This is a genomic window from Loigolactobacillus backii (assembly GCF_001663675.1).
GTDB classification, from domain to species: Bacteria; Bacillota; Bacilli; order Lactobacillales; family Lactobacillaceae; genus Loigolactobacillus; species Loigolactobacillus backii.
This window is the reverse complement of sequence record NZ_CP014873.1, coordinates 2,255,804-2,272,111: the sequence shown is the minus strand read 5'-3', so window position 1 is coordinate 2,272,111 and position 16,308 is coordinate 2,255,804. Positions and strand designations below refer to the sequence as shown.

General features: G+C 40.3%; 13 protein-coding genes. 9 read left to right on the top strand and 4 right to left on the bottom strand.

Annotated elements, in window-relative coordinates; genetic code table 11:
- Nucleotide 1 precedes the first annotated feature (1 nt).
- Nucleotides 2-2,497, top strand: a complete 2,496-nt coding sequence (recD2, locus tag AYR53_RS10335) for an SF1B family DNA helicase RecD2 (RefSeq protein ID WP_068280381.1) — start codon at nt 2-4, stop codon at nt 2,495-2,497.
- A 79-nt stretch (nt 2,498-2,576) separates the two neighbouring features.
- Here recD2 and AYR53_RS10330 read toward each other — a convergent pair whose 3' ends face one another.
- The 3 genes from AYR53_RS10330 to AYR53_RS10320 form a co-directional block, all read right to left on the bottom strand.
- Nucleotides 2,577-3,515, bottom strand: a complete 939-nt coding sequence (locus AYR53_RS10330; protein WP_068224802.1) for a diacylglycerol/lipid kinase family protein — start codon at nt 3,513-3,515, stop codon at nt 2,577-2,579.
- A 166-nt stretch (nt 3,516-3,681) separates the two neighbouring features.
- Nucleotides 3,682-5,364: a ribonuclease J1 gene (rnjA, locus tag AYR53_RS10325; protein ID WP_068224799.1), complete on the bottom strand. Its 1,683-nt coding sequence runs from the start codon at nt 5,362-5,364 to the stop codon at nt 3,682-3,684.
- Complete coding sequence (locus AYR53_RS10320; RefSeq protein ID WP_068224796.1) at nt 5,339-5,581, bottom strand: DNA-dependent RNA polymerase subunit epsilon; 243 nt, start codon at nt 5,579-5,581, stop codon at nt 5,339-5,341. Before AYR53_RS10320 ends, rnjA begins: the two co-directional genes overlap by 26 nt.
- A gap of 239 nt (nt 5,582-5,820) precedes the next feature.
- Here AYR53_RS10320 and AYR53_RS10315 point away from each other — a divergent pair, with 239 nt between their 5' ends.
- Nucleotides 5,821-6,339: a hypothetical protein gene (locus AYR53_RS10315; RefSeq protein ID WP_068224794.1), complete on the top strand. Its 519-nt coding sequence runs from the start codon at nt 5,821-5,823 to the stop codon at nt 6,337-6,339.
- A 111-nt stretch (nt 6,340-6,450) separates the two neighbouring features.
- Here the strand turns inward: AYR53_RS10315 and def are convergent, their stop codons facing one another.
- Entirely contained in the window at nt 6,451-7,008 is a 558-nt protein-coding gene (def, locus tag AYR53_RS10310) for a peptide deformylase (RefSeq protein ID WP_068224791.1), read from the bottom strand.
- A gap of 149 nt (nt 7,009-7,157) precedes the next feature.
- Between def and AYR53_RS10305 the strand changes: the two genes are divergently transcribed.
- The 7 genes from AYR53_RS10305 (at nt 7,158) to AYR53_RS10275 (ending at nt 16,303) form a co-directional block, all read left to right on the top strand.
- Nucleotides 7,158-8,084, top strand: a complete 927-nt coding sequence (locus AYR53_RS10305) for a Rossmann-fold NAD(P)-binding domain-containing protein (protein ID WP_068224788.1) — start codon at nt 7,158-7,160, stop codon at nt 8,082-8,084.
- Entirely contained in the window at nt 8,085-8,366 is a 282-nt protein-coding gene (locus tag AYR53_RS10300) for a UPF0223 family protein (RefSeq protein WP_068224786.1), read from the top strand. It begins immediately after the preceding gene.
- A 12-nt stretch (nt 8,367-8,378) separates the two neighbouring features.
- Nucleotides 8,379-9,158, top strand: coding sequence for an inositol monophosphatase family protein (locus AYR53_RS10295; protein ID WP_068224784.1), 780 nt, complete (start codon nt 8,379-8,381; stop codon nt 9,156-9,158).
- 151 nt (nt 9,159-9,309) lie between these two features.
- Nucleotides 9,310-11,157: a translational GTPase TypA gene (gene typA / locus AYR53_RS10290; protein ID WP_068224781.1), complete on the top strand. Its 1,848-nt coding sequence runs from the start codon at nt 9,310-9,312 to the stop codon at nt 11,155-11,157.
- Between the two features lie 199 nt (nt 11,158-11,356).
- Entirely contained in the window at nt 11,357-11,644 is a 288-nt protein-coding gene (locus AYR53_RS10285; protein ID WP_068224779.1) for a DUF1507 family protein, read from the top strand.
- A gap of 18 nt (nt 11,645-11,662) precedes the next feature.
- Nucleotides 11,663-12,820 (top strand): FtsW/RodA/SpoVE family cell cycle protein, encoded by a 1,158-nt coding sequence (locus AYR53_RS10280; RefSeq protein WP_068280384.1) that lies wholly within the window; start codon nt 11,663-11,665, stop codon nt 12,818-12,820.
- A 45-nt stretch (nt 12,821-12,865) separates the two neighbouring features.
- Nucleotides 12,866-16,303: a pyruvate carboxylase gene (locus tag AYR53_RS10275; protein ID WP_068280387.1), complete on the top strand. Its 3,438-nt coding sequence runs from the start codon at nt 12,866-12,868 to the stop codon at nt 16,301-16,303.
- The last annotated feature ends 5 nt before the right edge of the window (nt 16,304-16,308 follow it).

Genomic DNA, 16,308 nt, shown 5'->3' with positions numbered 1-16,308 from the left:
TATGGCTGAGGAGTTAGCACTTTTTGATGAAGATGAAAAACCGAATATTGTTGGTAAGGTGAGTGCCATCTTTTTCCAAAATGCCACGAATTTTTTCAAGGTTTTACTAGTCAAAGTAACTGAGGCTAATTTTGATTGGCACGAGGATGAAATTGTTGTTACTGGTAGTTTCGGTGAAATTAAAGAGGAAGAAACTTACCAATTTTTTGGGAAGCTAGTGACCCACCCGAAGTACGGTCAACAATTTCAGGCCGAAAATTACCAATTGAATAAACCTACGACTAAAGAAGGGCTGATTGCCTATTTGTCTAGTGATCATTTTGCTGGCATCGGCAAAAAAACGGCTGAAAAAATTGTCACAACTTTGGGGACTGACGCAATTAACAAAATTTTACAAGATAGTTCAGTTTTGACACCATTAGGTCTGAACCAAAAGAAAATTACTGCGTTAGTGACGGAATTATCCGAAAATAACGGGATGGATCAGATTATTATTGGCCTTAATGGTTATGGTTTTGGTAGTCAGCTTGCCTATTCAATTTATGAACGTTACCAGCAAGATACCTTGAAAATTATTACGGAAAACCCATACCAATTAGTTGCGGATATTGCCGGAATTGGTTTTAAAAAGGCCGACAACATTGCGGCTAAGCAAGGCTTTGCCGCAGATGCACCTGAACGTATTCAAGCGGCCATTTTACAGGAAATTACGGAATTGGCACAAACTAATGGGGATACTTATACGACAGCAGAGCCACTGTTGACGGCTAGTTTGCGGTTACTTGAAGAAAGTCGTCATCAATCAATTGATCCTGAAGCAATCGCTCAACAGTTGGTTGAATTGGCCAATCAAGGAAAAATTGTTGGTGAAGAAAATCGAATTTACTTAAAGTCACTTTACAACGCTGAGTGGCAAATTGCAGAACACCTATTAAAGCTTGAGAAAAAGCAGGACCCAATTAGCTACCCCGGTCGTGACTTAGATAAAGAAATTCGCCGGATTGAAAAATTATTTGGAATTCAGTATGGTGATTCCCAGATTGCAACGATTAAAAAGGCGTTGACTAACCGCGTCTTCTTACTAACCGGTGGCCCTGGGACGGGTAAAACAACCATTATTAATGCGATTGTCACGTTGTTTGGTGAGTTGAATGGGCTATCGTTGGATCAGGCCGATTATAAGGATAAACCATTTCCCGTCTTATTGGCGGCCCCAACCGGGCGTGCTGCCAAAAGAATGAGTGAAACGACTGATCTACCAGCCAGCACAATCCATCGATTATTGGGTCTAAATGGTCGTGAAACTAATCCTGATGTCGCAACTAAGGATTTAGAAGGTGGGTTATTAATTATTGACGAAATGTCAATGGTGGACACCTATCTTTTTCGACTGTTGATTCATGCTGTCCCCAGTACGATGCAGGTTATTTTGGTTGGTGATAAAGATCAGTTACCCTCAGTAGGTCCTGGACAAGTTTTCTATGATTTATTGACTAGCGGCGTTTTACCAGCAAATGAATTAACCGAAATTTACCGGCAGGATGACCAGTCATCGATTATACCTTTGGCCCATGCCATTAAAGAGGGCAAGTTGCCCACTGATTTTTCTGAAAATAAGGTTGATCGTTCTTTCATCGCCTGTAACGCTTATCAAGTTGATTCCGTCATTTCACAGGTCGTTACTAGGGCTAAAACTAAGGGGTTTACAACTAAGGATATTCAAGTTTTGGCACCGATGTACCGCGGGGCTGCCGGAATTAATAAATTGAATATTGATGTTCAAAAAATTCTAAATCCAATTACTAAAAATCATAAAAAAGAAGTTAGTTTTCGTGATCAAACTTTTCGAATTGGGGATAAGGTTTTACACTTAGTCAATAGTCCGGAACAAAATGTTTTTAATGGTGATATTGGTGAGGTTGTCAGTATTCAATACGCAAAAGATAAAGGTAACGAAGATAAGACTGATAAAATGACAATTCAGTTTGATGCAACAGAAGTAACGTACGGTCGCAACGATTGGAGTAAATTGACCTTAGCCTTTTGTACGTCAATTCATAAGGCACAAGGTAGTGAATTTACTATGGTTATTTTACCAATGGTTCACCAGTACCAGCGGATGTTACAGCGTAATTTACTGTATACCGCAGTTACGCGGGCAGAAAAGCTATTAATTTTGGTTGGGGAAAAGCAGGCCTTTTTAGATAGTGTCGCTCATGAATCAATTAATCGAAAGACGACACTGGCTAAGCGGCTGGAAGTTACGTTTGAGGGTACCGAAGTACCTTATGCTAAAGCTGACCTCATTAAGGATCATTCAACTGATTATCAACATGAGGTTCCAACTGACCAATCTGAACCGGTTAAAGCTAAGTTACCGCAGGCAAAAGCACCAGAGACCGATTATCATTTAACGCCACAGTTAGTTGCTAGTGGTCAGATTGACCCGATGATTGGGATGAATGATGTGACGCCACAAATGTTTATGAATAATTAATGCTATTAAAATACGAGTTAAGCCTCACTACGCATCTTATTGATATGGAAGGTGTGTAATAAGTGCTTAACTCGTATTTTTAGCATAAAAAGCGTTGGTGGTGGACATCGAAGGTAATATCAAACGCGCGCTTGCCCATATTTTCACCATCGGCCTGCCCAAATTCGGGACTGGCGGTTTGAATGCGTAATTCTTCCGCCTTAAAATGGTGTACTGCTTTAAAATGCGTGTGTAAATGAAGAAACATCATGATGAATAAAAAGATGAAGTAAAGTGTGTTAACGCGTTCCATAACAACGAGGTCTAATTTGTGATCATGCATTGAAGCAGAAGGCATGATCGGAACTCCGCCACCAAAGTAGGGATGATTAGTCGTTGTGACTAAGAAGGCCCGTTTAAATTCGGTGGTTGTTTGCTGACTGGTAATTTTAACTGGAAAGGCTTGTTGCCGAAAGAAAGTACCGACAAGGGAAACAATGTAGGCTAATGAACCTAAATGATATTTATTTAGGTAACGTTTTGAAGGGGCCCGATTAGTTGCGTGAACAACGGCCGCATCAAAACCAATGCCAATATTATTCATGAAAAAGCCATGTTCATGCGCCAAGGCCTCTTGATAATGGCCAACATCAAAAGTACGTGGTTGCCGCACCTTTAACAGTTGTTCTAATGCGGTCAATGGTTGGCGGGAAATACCAGCACCGCGAGCAAAATCATTACCAGAACCACAAGGAATGTAAGCTAAAATAATTGTGTTCTTAGGAATCTGTTGGAGACCATTGAGTGCCTCATGAAGGGTCCCATCGCCGCCAACAACAATTAAAATTGTGTCGGCAGGAGCTTCTTGTGCCAATTTATAGGCCAATTTAGTTGCGTGGCCAGGATATTCAGTTCGGTATAATTGATAATTAATTAAATGCTGATTTAAACGTTGTGCGAGTTTTGGCCAGGCCGCTTTACTTTGGCCGCCACCAGCAAACTCATTCAATAAAACAACGTAATTTTTCGTGCTGGGCACTACGAATCACTCCTTAATAAGCAATAAGTCTATTATATCGGTGTTATTTAAATTAACAAGCAAAAGTTGTGTGTTTACTCAAAGTTATTTTTTTAACGGAAAAAAAGACAAAAAAAGTGTGATACAGGGGATAATTAGTCTCATCCCGCGCACCACGCCTTTTAGTTTAGACGGTAACCAACATTGGTAAGATCATTGGGTGTCGTTCAGTTTTTTCAAATAAGAATTCTTGTAGATCATCCGTAATGGCTTCGCGAAGCATATTTTCAGTAACAGTATCGTTATTATTAAAAACGTTCTTCATTACGTGGAAAATACGTTTTTGGCCTTGATTGATCAATTCACCAGATTCACGCATATAAACAAAACCACGGGATAAGATATCTGGACCGGCCAAGATTTCTTGTTTCTTTAAATTGATTGTCGCAACAACAATCACAATGCCTTCTTCTGAAAGGACTTGGCGATCGTGTAAAACAACATTACCAATATCACCAACACCACTACCATCAACGTAAACGTCACCCGCATTAAAGTGACCAGCAATTCGTGCCGAATCGCTAGTTAGCGCAAGCACATCACCATTTTGAAGGATGTAAGTATGATCCTTAGGGACGTGGGTTTGTTGGGCTAGTTCAGTGTGGATTTTTTGCATTCGGTATTCACCGTGGACTGGCATAAAGAATTTCGGTTTCATGAGGCGTAACATTAATTTCTGATCTTCCTGGCCACCATGACCAGAAGTATGAACATTATTAACCTTGCCGTGGATAACAGTAGCGCCAGCCTCAGACAATTCGTTAATAACGTGATTGACGCTAAGTGTGTTACCAGGAATTGGATTACTGGAAAAGACGACTGTATCGCCAGGTTGAATGGAGATTTGCCGGTGGGTACCGTTAGCAATCCGACTTAAAGCAGCCATTGGTTCACCTTGCGAGCCGGTGCAAAGAATCATAAGTTCACTGGCAGGTAGTTGGTTGATTTGGTTACCTTCAACGAGAACATCATCAGGAATATCTAAATAACCCAGGTCAGTTCCGTTGACAATGGCATTTTGCATTGAACGGCCAAAAACAGCAATTTTCCGACCGTTTTTCATGGCAGCATCCGCTGCTTCTTTAATTCGTGAAATGTTTGAAGCAAAAGTAGCAAATATAATTCGCCCATCAATTTGATCAAAGATATGCCGAATTGATGTTTCTACAAACCGTTCGGATTTAGTGAAACTAGGAACCTCAGCGTTGGTGCTGTCGGACATTAAACATAAAACACCGTCGCCACCAAGCTTAGCCATTTTTTGAAAATTCGGTGCAGGCTGATCACCAACTGGTGTTAGATCAAACTTGAAATCACCAGTTTCAACGATTGTTCCTTGCGGTGTTTTGACTGCAACACCGAGGGTATCCGGAATTGAATGCGTTGTTCGGAAGAAAGAGACACTTGTCTTACGGAATTTTAGAACGGTATCTTCATCGATTTCGTGTAGGTCCGCATCTTTTAATAAGCCACGTTCTTCTAATTTACCCCGAATTAAAGCAAGTGCTAATGGTCCAGCATAAATTGGGACGTTGATTTGTTGTAACAAGAAGGGAATGCCACCAATGTGATCTTCGTGACCATGGGTGATGACCAACGCCTTAATTTTAGGTAAATTAGCAATTGCGTACGAAAAATCAGGAATAACGTAATCAATTCCTAATAATTCATCTTCCGGAAATTTAATACCGCAATCGACCAAAATAATCTCGTCTTGAAATTGAATACCGTACATGTTTTTACCAATTTCGCCTAGGCCCCCCATGGCAAAAACGGCGGTTTCGTTATTCTTGACGTTCAGTTTTTTCATTTACAGAAAACTCCGTTAATTTATAATTGGCACTTTTTTGTTCGTAATCTAAATGATTACCATTGAGTTCCTGAATGAATTCAATGTTGTAGGGGGTATTACGTTCAATAATTGCACGTGCAGCAACAGCGCTATCGGCCTCTAAGTACAGTGTTTCTGTACTTTCACGGCGCGGTGCGATGTCTTTGTCTTTTTGATACAATACTTTGTAAATCATAGAAATGATTCGCTCCTTTAAAATGTATTGGCTCTATTAAAAAGCCCACATTGCGGTGGGGTTTTTAACGGCGATTTAATTGTCTAAATGACCGAACAAATGGTTGTAGAAACAACATGTGACCTAAGTTTAGCATAATTCACTTTATAAGTATACAAACCACGCACGCTGATTTTTTAGCGGACTTGTTTGTGGTAAAGTTAACTATAATAACTAAACTAATGAAAGAGGTTTCGTAAATGAATATTATCGTTATAGTAGTTTTTATTGTGCTTATCCTATTACTAGGCGGTGGACTCTTTGTATTACGTCGTTTGCGGCGAAATCGTGCATTACGAATACTGCAAGCAAATGGTCAGCAAACAACTGATGAAGTTGTTACGGTTAGTTTAGCGCAGTTACAAAATAAAGAACAAGTGGCGCTTCAATTCGATCCTCAAACGCAACGGGCTAGTTCGGAACTTGCGGCCGATATTTGGGGCCGGGGTGTTCTTTTATTTGAATATCATTTTGAAGTGGAACAGTTAAAGAAAGACCAACTGGCCTCAATTAGTGAACAATTTGAAGCCGATTTAAACGAAATTGCTCAGGCAGAAGGATTAAAGGCCATTGACACGCGTTATCCCGTTTTCGTTGTGTCGGATATGTGGTTATTCAAAGGGCAATTACACTTTGATATTGCCTATTTGATTAACCAAGGAACCGTGAACTACATTAAAGATATGCGCAAACTAAGTGTCGAAAAAGGGACTAATTAATTAAAACGTTATTTAAGCGCGGTTAAATAATAAAAGCGGGGCCACACCATAATCTACTTATGGCAACAGCCCCACTTTTATTTCAAACATAGAATTGATCGTTACTGCTGGTTATTCAATGATTAAATCATCATCTTCCATTGAGAATGGTTCCTGTTTGTTAATGTGATCATAAAAAAGCGTACCGTGAAGATGATCAATTTCGTGTTGACAAACAATTGCGGGATAATTTTTTAGGCGAATTTTATGTTGCTCGCCATTGGTGTCATAATAACGCAGTGTAATGCGGTCATGGCGGACCACATAGCCAGGAACATCCCGGTCTACGGAAAGACAACCCTCACCCTCAGATAAAGCGGCACCCTGAACGGAGTGGCTGATAATTACTGGATTAATAATGACGTCTTTAAAGCTAGGGTCCTCACCTTCAGGTCCAGGAACCAAAACGGCAGCCATGTTAAGCGGTACATCAACTTGTGGGGCGGCAAGACCGACACCAGCACGCAAATGATATTTTTCCGCAATCTTTTGGTCTTGGCTATTTTCAAGGAAAGTCATCATATCCTGAGCCAATTTCTTGTTATCTGCTGATAACGGAAAGGCGACATCTTTTGATTGAGAGCGCAATGTGTCGTTACCTTCCCGGATAATATTTTTCATGGTAATCAATTTACTATTCCTCCGCTTCACGCAATTTATGAGAATAGTTTAGCATATTTTTTTAGTAAAATGGCAACTTTTAAACTTAACCTTTTATTTTCGTTACTGACAGGCTTAAAATAGAAACCAATTAAGTTGTTTTTTGGGGGGACTTATTTTTGAAAAAACGGATTGTGGTATGTGGTGGTATGAATAGTGTCTACGAGACGGTATTTTCTTGTTTATTAGCTAACTTTCCAATTGAAATCGCTTTGATTAAGGATGATTTGTTTGATCAAGCTACCTTTGATCAGTTGGCCAGTGCGGCCGATTTGCAGACACATGTCGATTTAATAAGTGGCGATGCAAGTCTGTTAAAGACGGCCGACCTGCTGATACTCACTGACATTATGCCGCAGCAGGAAAAACAATCTAAGGCCGATTATGTGGCAGCGGCTTTACCTCATTTTCGTGCTTTAATTGGTACAGCCATGAGTCAGGGGTTTGCGGGTAAATTATGTTTACTCCAGACTTATGATGATATTTTTACTTACTTAGCATGGAAATTTTCTGGGTTACCAAAGGCCAATATTTTTGGCCTAGGAACTTTTACTGATACTCTGATTTTGGAGCGCTTATTACAGAAACGGCTACGAGTTGGCCGCCATGATGTTCGGGCCTATGTGGTAGGTAATTCAGATCATAAAATTATTGCTTGGAGTCGAGCATACCTAGGTGCATCGCCGCTTTTAAGCTTGGTGGCCAGTGATACAACTGATTTTGATACCGATCAAATGCAGCAATTGGAACAACAGTTGACGCTAATTGCTGATTCCAAGCAAATGGCGACCCAGACGCTTAGTTTACAGTTGGTTATTCGGGCGCTATTTTTTGAAGATGGCCTCATTTCAACATTTACTGCTTTACACCATTTTGATGATAAACAACAAGTTGCTTACAGTACTCCGATTTACCTTAGTGACGCTGGTGTTAGAATGCTAACCACGGTGTCACTGGCCGAAGATGAGGCTAGTGAGTTGACGGCTGTTAAGCAAGCGACCCGTGATTTTTTGACCAAAATTGAAACGGGACAGATAGGAGCTTAGATGAAACAGAATTATCAATACCCACTTGATGACCAGTGGACAACGGCGGAAATTATTCGCGTAACCAATTTTTTCCGCCAAGTAGAAGATGCTTACGAAAAGGGAACTGATCGAACGGAATTCTTAAAAACCTATGCAGCATTTAAAGAGGTTGTCCCGGCCATGGCGGAGGAAAAGCGCTTGGGCCGAGAGTTTGAGGCAGCAACAGATTACTCGCTGTATCAGGCCGTGAAATTGGCGCGGTCTTTACGGACAAAACGCTTTAAGATGGCGTTAAAGTAGAGGTGTTTTAAAATGGAAGAAAAAGCGGTTCGAGCAATTAATACTTTAGCACTTAAATGGATGGATGAGGCCGCCACTAACATTAAGCAGCACATGAATGAACAGTTAAATATCCAAACTAAATCAGGCCGGACTGATTTAGTCACTAATTTGGATAAAGAGACAGAGCGTTTTCTGGTTAGTCAGATTCAGGCAACTTTTCCAGCCGATCAGATTATTAGTGAGGAAGGATTTGGCGATCAAGTTACTTCAATGACCGGCCGGGTTTGGTTTGTTGATCCAATTGATGGCACAATTAACTTTGTTAAACAACGAGATAATTTTGCAATGATGTTGGCGTTATATGAAGATGGCAGGCCAGTTTACGGTAATATTTTAGCAGTTATGGATAATCGGTTTATTTTTGGTGGTCCGCAAATGGGCGTTTATCTGAATGATCATTTGTTACCTGCACCAGACGCACAACCTTTGGCCAAAGGCTTATTCGGTGTCAATGGGCCCATGTTTGCTAGAAACATTGATCACGTACAGGAAATTGGGCTTGCCAGTTCAGGTACGCGAATACTTGGAAGTGCGGGTATCGAGTTTCAACAAGTGCTTTTAGGAAATGAAGTGGGTTATATTTCGCATTTAGCACCTTGGGATATGGCAGCCGGGCGAGTACTAGCAGAAAGTTTGAATTTATTAGTTACGAGAATTGACGGCAGTCCGGTTGATATGTTAAAATCTGGAACAGTGTTAGTAACGAATAAGAATGCGTTACAAACGATTGAAGAATTTCAAAACAATTAATGAAGCTGAAGTTTCAAAACTGTGGCGAACGTCACAGTTTTTTTATGCTGTGAGTTTTCTGAAAAAAATCACGCATAGCTTGTATTTTCTGTTATAATTAACAGCTGAGTGCAATTTTACCTGAAACCTTGACTTTGAAAGGAAGAGTACAGTGAATCGTAGAGATGATATTCGCAATATTGCCATTATTGCCCACGTCGATCATGGTAAGACCACATTGGTCAACGAAATGTTAAAACAGTCTGATACTTTAGATGAACATATTAATTTGGAGGATCGGGCGATGGATACTAATCCCATCGAAAGAGAACGTGGGATTACAATTTTATCTAAGAATACGGCCGTTGATTATCAAGGGACTAAAATTAATATTTTAGATACACCAGGACACGCGGACTTCGGTGGCGAAGTTGAACGAATTATGAAGATGGTTGATGGTGTGTTACTTGTTGTTGATGCCTTTGAAGGAACAATGCCACAAACGCGGTTCGTTCTTAAAAAAGCGTTGGAACAACATTTGACACCAATCGTTGTCATTAATAAAATTGATCGTCCCGGTGCTCGTCCTGAAGAAGTTGTTGATGAAGTACTTGATTTATTCATCGAACTTGGTGCCGATGACGACCAATTAGAATTTCCAGTTGTTTATGCTAGTGCAATCAACGGAACTTCTAGTTTGGAATCAGATCCAGAAGCTCAAAAGCACACAATGAATCCTTTATTTGACACAATTGTTAAAACAATTCCAGCACCAATTGATAATTCCGATGAACCATTACAATTCCAAGTTGCTTTGTTGGATTATAATGAATACGTTGGTCGAATTGGTATTGGACGTGTTTTCCGCGGTAAAATTAAGGTTGGCGATCAGGTTTCAGTTATGAAGCTCGATGGTTCAGTTAAGAATTTCCGTGTGACTAAGCTTTTTGGTTTCTTCGGTTTAAAGCGAGTTGAAATTGACGAAGCTAAGGCCGGTGATTTGATTGCCGTTTCCGGGATGGAAGATATTTTCGTTGGTGAAACAGTTACACCAATCGATCATCAAGAAGCCTTACCAATTTTACGGATTGATGAACCAACATTGCAGATGCAATTTGTTGCAAATGATTCCCCATTTGCGGGTAAAGAAGGTAAATTCGTTACCGCCCGTAAATTAGAAGATCGTTTAAAAACACAACTGCATACAGATGTTTCATTACGGGTAGAAGATACTGATTCAGCAAGTGCTTGGACGGTATCTGGACGTGGTGAATTACATTTATCAATTTTGGTTGAATCATTACGTCGTGAAGGTTATGAATTACAATTATCACGGCCACAAGTTATTTACCGTAAAGTTGACGATGTAATGTGCGAACCTTTTGAATCTGTTGTGATTGACACACCTGAACAATATACAGGTACGATTATTGATTCACTTTCACAACGCAAAGGCGAGATGCAAAATATGGAAAGTGAAGGCAACGGCCAAACGCGCCTAACTTTCTTAGCACCTTCACGTGGTTTAATTGGTTATTCATCTGAATTCTTATCACAAACTGGTGGTTATGGCATCATGAACCATACTTATGCTAAGTACTTACCAGTTATTAAGAATTGGGAACCAGGTCGGCGTAATGGCGCCTTAGTTTCAATCAATGCTGGTAAAACAACCACTTATAGCCTTGAAGGCATTGAAAGTCGTGGTGAATTATTCCTAGGTGCAGCAATTGATATTTATGAAGGTCAGATTGTTGGTCAAAGTAATCGTGAAACTGATATTTCAGTTAACGTAACTAGGGGTAAAAAGCAAACCAATACACGTGCTTCTGGTAAAGATCATTCATCTGCCATTGCGATTCCACGCAAAATGACACTTGAAGAATCAATCGAATTTTTAAACGAAGATGAATACTGTGAAGTAACACCGAAGAGTATTCGTTTGCGGAAGAAAATTTTAGATACTAGTGAACGTGAACGGACTGCAAAGCACAAAAAAATTGCCTCCAAAAAAGCGTAATTAAATAATGAACAGGGTAGTCCAAGTGATTTGGATTACCCTGTTTTTAGTTAGTGAAATTTTTAAAAATGGTAAAGCTTCAATTTTGGTTTTGTCCCCACCTCATTTTTATTGTAAACTAGAAAAAGCAGCATACGATTTCTGCCAATCTAACTGGTTTGCTATGCTATAATAAAGTATTAAAAAGGGGGAATAGTGAATGGCCGATTTATCTGAGCGCCAAAACGCACTGAAAACACTGGAAGATGATGCTGAGAATATTATTCGGCTTGTTGGTAAACAACAGGTTTCACTTTGCTTGAGTCAGTGTCCAGCGTTTGAAGAGGTTGTGGATACACAGATGTTTGGTTACTCCAAGGAAGTTACCTTTGCTATTCGGACGAGTATGGTCGACCCAAAGACCGGGCACAATTTAGTTCGTGACTTAGAGAAACGGCTAAATGAGATTTATAATGAAAGCTTTGAAAAGCAAAGGCAAAAGAAATGACAGGAAGCAGGATCTTAAGTGCGAAAAAAGTTACAGTTAATTGATTATTATATTTTAATCCCTTACTTACTACTTTGTGGTGTAGGTGTGGTTATGGTTTATAGTGCTAGCTCCAATTTGGTTGGTCAAAATCCGCTATCATATTTAGTTAAGCAGATTAGTTGGACCATCGTTGGGCTGATATTGGCCGCGTTCGTTTACGCGATGAAATTAAAGGTGCTCCGAAATCGGCGTTTGATTATGCTGGCGTTAATTGTCGTTTTCCTTATGTTAGGTTATTTAATTTTTTTCGGCCATTCTGTTAATGGAGCTGCCGCATGGATTAACATCGGGCCAATAAATATTCAACCTGGTGAATTTGCTAAATTGGTGTTGATTTGGTATTTTGCATACATACTTAGTCGGCGTGAACGAAGAATGGTCGAATCACAACTTAGCGAAGTTATTCGTGCGTTAGTTGGGCCGATTATCATTGCTGCCGTTATGATGTGGATGGTTCTCGTTTCCCCAGATATGGGCGGCATGGCTATTCTTTTATCGATTGCAATAATGTTAATTTTAACTAGTGGTTTATCTTACCGAATTGGGCTAACGCTCATTGCACTATTAGGGACTAGTGTTGGGGCGGTGTTTTATTTTTTAACCCACCACATAATAAAATCACTAGAAAATAATTACCAATACCAACGAATTCTGTCGTTTATTAATCCGTTTGAGTTGGCCAATAAGGGTGGTAAACAATTGGTTAATTCTTACTACGCCATTAATAATGGTGGTTGGTTTGGTGTTGGGCTAGGCAATAGCATTCAAAAACGTGGCTATTTACCGGAACCAAATACTGACTTCATTATTTCGATAACAGCTGAGGAGCTAGGTTTTGTCATGGTTGCCTTACTGATCTTTTTGATCTTTTTTTTGGCAGCAAGAATTATTTTAGTTGGCGTTCGATCTAAGGATCCTTTTAGTGCGTTGTTATGTATTGGAATTGGCACCATGATTGTTGTTCAAACGTCGTTTAATCTTGGCGGGGTTTGCGGAATATTGCCAATAACTGGGGTCACATTTCCGTTTATCAGTTATGGGGGTTCATCCATGTTAGTTTTGGCGCTTTCAATGGGAGTTGCCCTAAACATCAGTGCAACGGAAAAGAAAACTAGTTTAGTTAAAAACAAGTAGTTTTGGTTATTTAATTGATTTGAAAATGAGAAAGGTGCTGAGAGCATGAAAAAAGTATTAATCGCAAATCGCGGGGAGATTGCGGTCCGAATTATTCGTGCGTGTCAAGAACTAGGTTTGAAAACGGTAGGAATTTATGCTAAAGAGGATGAATATTCAATTCATCGCTTTAAGGCTGACGAGGCCTACGTTGTTGGCAAGGGGAAACAACCAATTGCGGCTTATTTAGACATTGAGGATATTATTCGTGTGGCAAAAATGAGTGGGGCCGATGCAATCCACCCTGGCTATGGTTTTTTGTCGGAAAATGCACAGTTTGCCCGACGTTGTCAAGAAGAAGGCATTACTTTTGTTGGACCAACACCCGAGTTATTAGAAATGTTTGGTGATAAAGTGGCTGCTAAACGTGCGGCCAAAGAGGCCAACGTTCAGGCAATTCCGGGCGTAGATGAACCAATTAAGGATCTAGCCGAATTACAAGCCTTCGGTGATAAATATGGTTATCCGTTGATGATCAAGGCGGCCATGGGTGGTGGCGGTCGCGGAATGCGTGTTGTTTCTCGTCCTGAAGATCTATCTGAAAGTTATGATCGTGCCCGAAGTGAGTCCATGCAGTCCTTTGGTAGTGACGAAATTTACGTTGAGCGCTTTATTAAATCCGCCAAACATATTGAAGTTCAAGTGCTGGCAGATCAACACGGCAATGTTGTCCATCTTTTTGAACGGGATTGTTCGGTTCAGCGCCGTAATCAAAAAGTAATTGAAGTTGCCCCTTGTGTTATTTTAACGGCAGAACAACGGGAACGTGTAACGAGTGCGGCGGTTCGTTTTATGGCACACGTTAACTATCAAAACGCCGCAACAATTGAATTTTTATTCGAGCCAGAACAAGATCAGTTTTACTTTATTGAAGTAAATCCACGAGTTCAGGTCGAACATACTATTACTGAGATGATTACTGGAATTGATATTGTTCAAACGCAGTTAAAAATCGCCCAGGGCTTAGATTTATTTAAGGATATCGGTTTACCGCAACAAAAGGACATTAAATTTCATGGTGCCGCGCTACAATGTCGGGTAACAACTGAAGATCCATTGAATAATTTTATGCCGGATACAGGCACCATCGAAACTTACCGTTCTCCAGGTGGTAATGGTGTCCGCTTGGATGGTGGTAATGCATATGCTGGTGCTGTAATTACCCCTTACTTTGATTCATTATTAGTTAAGGTTTGTACCCACGCTTATACATTTGAAAAGGCCGTAAAAAAGATGCAACGTGTGCTTCATGAATTTAAAATTCGCGGTGTAAAAACAAATATTGCCTTTATGGAAAATGTTATTCAACACCCAGCTTTCCTTTCTGGAGAAGCGGAAACAACCTTTATTGATCACACACCGGCTCTTTTTCAGGTTGCTAAACGAGTTGATAATAGCTCGCAAAAAATGCAATATATTGGCGATATTACGGTTAATGGTTATGACGATGTGGAAAGTCACGAGAAGAAATATTATCCCGAAGGCCATTACCGGGAACAATTTAAGCCTTTCCCTAAGAAGCTAGTTACTGCCAAGACGATATTGGATGCCAAGGGCCCACTAGCAGTTAATGATTGGTTGAATCAACAGTCTGAGGTTTTATTAACCGATACAACGTTACGCGATGCCCACCAAAGTCTTTTTGCAACGCGGATGCGAACCCACGATATGGTTAAGATTGCTGATTCAATGCAACGGGCAATGCCCAATTTATTTTCTTATGAGATGTGGGGTGGTGCAACGTTTGATGTTGCCTATCGCTTCTTAGTCGAAGATCCTTGGACACGTTTAAAGTTATTGCGGCAAAAAATGCCCCATACGTTGTTACAAATGTTGTTCCGTGGTAGTAATGCTGTTGGTTACAAAAACTATCCGGATAATATGTTGGTTGCGTTCATTAAACAGGCCGCAACTGATGGAATTGACGTTTTCCGAATTTTTGATAGTTTAAATTGGGTGCCCCAGCTTGAAAAGAGCATCCAGGCTGTTCGTGATAATAATAAGATTGCCGAGGCTGCCATTTGTTATACCGGTGATATTCTTGATCCAGATAAGCAAAAATATAATTTGAAGTACTACTTAGATTTGGCTAAAGAACTTCAGGCCGCTGGCGCAACGATCATTGGAATTAAAGATATGGCTGGTCTATTAAAGCCTGAAGCGGCCTATGAATTGGTTAGTTCTTTAAAGGATAAGGTTGATTTACCAATTCATTTACACACACATGATACAACTGGTAATGGGGTTATGACCTATCAACGTGCGATTGCTGCAGGAGTTGACGTTGTTGATGTGGCGCAAAGTGCGTTGTCTGGAACAACAAGTCAGCCAAGTATGCAAAGCCTTTATTATGCGTTAGATGGTAATGTACGCCAACCTCAATTGGATGTTAAAGCAACAGAACGGTTAAATCACTACTTTGAAGGTATTCGCCCGTTCTATGATGATTTTGCTAATGGTTTAAATGCACCTTTACCAGATAACTATTCCGCGCAAATGCCAGGTGGCCAATACTCCAATTTACGGCAGCAAGCCCACGCAATGGGGCTAGGTAATCGGTGGGAAGAAGTTAAATTAATGTACGCGACAGTTAACAGCATGTTTGGTGACATTGTTAAAGTAACGCCGTCTTCAAAAGTAGTTGGTGATATGGCCTTATTTATGGTCCAACACGATTTAACGGAAGAGGATGTCTACCACGATGGTGCAACAATTGATTTCCCTGATTCGGTTATTAATTTCTTCATGGGTGATTTAGGCCAGCCAGTTGGTGGGTTCCCAGAAAAATTACAACAGATTATTTTAAAGGGAAAGAAACCTTTAACCGTGAGACCGGGGAGTTTAGCAAAGCCAGTTGACTTTGCGGCGGTTAAGCAAGAACTGACCACTAAGATGAATTCTGAACCAACGCAAGAGGATGTTTTAAGTTATATTTTATATCCAGATGTCTTTTTAGACTATACACGTCGTGAGTCTGAGTACGGGAATGTTTCAATGCTAGATACGCCAACTTTCTTCCAAGGAATGCGATTAGGCGAACGGGTCGAGGTACAATTACGGCCAGGTAAAATTTTAATTTTAATCTTAAATGAGGTTGGCGAACCTGATATTGAAGGCAACCGAACACTTTACTTTACGGTTAACGGTCAACGAAGCGAAGTTGTCGTTAAGGATAAAAACGCTAAACAATCTGATGTAGTGAGTCAGAAGGCAGAACCAACAAATCAAGAACAAATTGGTGCTTCAATGACGGGGACTGTTTTAAATGTCTTGGTTGAAACGGATCAAGTTGTTCAACAAGGAGATCCGTTGTTGGTTACAGAAGCCATGAAGATGGAAACAACGATTCAGGCGCCATTTACTGGTCGTATCAGTCATCTTTACGTTCAAGAGGGTGACCGGGTTGATACCAACGATTTATTGTTAGAATTAAAACCGGAATGATGACT

What these genes read in the sequence shown, in the direction of transcription:
- AYR53_RS10300 (WP_068224786.1), top strand. Translation starts at nt 8,085, where the DNA reads ATGAAACAGAATTATCAATACCCACTTGATGACCAGTGGACAACGGCG.
- AYR53_RS10315 (WP_068224794.1), top strand. Translation starts at nt 5,821, where the DNA reads ATGAATATTATCGTTATAGTAGTTTTTATTGTGCTTATCCTATTACTA.
- recD2 (WP_068280381.1), top strand. Translation starts at nt 2, where the DNA reads ATGGCTGAGGAGTTAGCACTTTTTGATGAAGATGAAAAACCGAATATT.
- AYR53_RS10295 (WP_068224784.1), top strand. Translation starts at nt 8,379, where the DNA reads ATGGAAGAAAAAGCGGTTCGAGCAATTAATACTTTAGCACTTAAATGG.
- rnjA (WP_068224799.1), bottom strand. Translation starts at nt 5,364, where the DNA reads ATGAAAAAACTGAACGTCAAGAATAACGAAACCGCCGTTTTTGCCATG.
- AYR53_RS10320 (WP_068224796.1), bottom strand. Translation starts at nt 5,581, where the DNA reads ATGATTTACAAAGTATTGTATCAAAAAGACAAAGACATCGCACCGCGC.
- AYR53_RS10285 (WP_068224779.1), top strand. Translation starts at nt 11,357, where the DNA reads ATGGCCGATTTATCTGAGCGCCAAAACGCACTGAAAACACTGGAAGAT.
- AYR53_RS10275 (WP_068280387.1), top strand. Translation starts at nt 12,866, where the DNA reads ATGAAAAAAGTATTAATCGCAAATCGCGGGGAGATTGCGGTCCGAATT.